Genomic DNA, 643 nt, shown 5'->3' on the forward strand with positions numbered 1-643 from the left:
CGATGCTCACGGCGTGGAAGAAGACCGAGGAACTGGCGTTCCTCAACGAGGTGTCGTCCGTGCCATTGCAGCAGGCCCTTCGGCATCTGCAAGGCGCGTTCGTCAACTTCTTCGCCAAGCACGCCCGGTACCCGAGCTTCAAGTCCAAAAAGAAGTCGCGAAAGTCGGCAGAGTACACCACCAGCGCGTTCCGCTGGCGCGACGGCCGGCTGACCTTGGCGAAGATGGCCGAGCCGTTGGACATCGTGTGGTCGCGGCCGTTGCCCAAGGGTGCGTCGCCGTCCACGGTGACGGTGTCGCAGGACGCGGCGGGGCGCTGGTTCGTGTCCCTGCTCTGTGACGATGTGATCGCATCGGCCCCGGCCGCCAACACGGCCGTCGGCGTGGACGCCGGACTCGACAGTCTGCTCACGTTGAGTACCGGTGAGAAGGTCACCAACCCGCGTCACGAACGCAGGGACCGGTCCGCCCTGGCCCGCGCCCAGCGCCAACTCGCCCGCAAGGAGAAGGGGTCGGTGAATCGGGCCAAGGCCCGGTTGAAGGTGGCCCGGATTTATGCTCGGATCACCGACCGGCGTCGGGACCACCTGCACAAACTGACCACTCGACTCGTTCGTGAGAACCAAACGATCGTGATCGAGGA

General features: G+C 65.2%; 1 protein-coding gene. It reads left to right on the plus strand.

What is annotated here, in order from left to right:
- On the plus strand, positions 1 to 643 hold a 643-nt coding region (locus AAH979_RS43120), incomplete at both ends, for a transposase (RefSeq protein ID WP_346263894.1).

It is taken from the genome of Plantactinospora sp. ZYX-F-223, assembly GCF_039649625.1.
Taxonomy (GTDB): domain Bacteria; phylum Actinomycetota; class Actinomycetes; order Mycobacteriales; family Micromonosporaceae; genus Plantactinospora.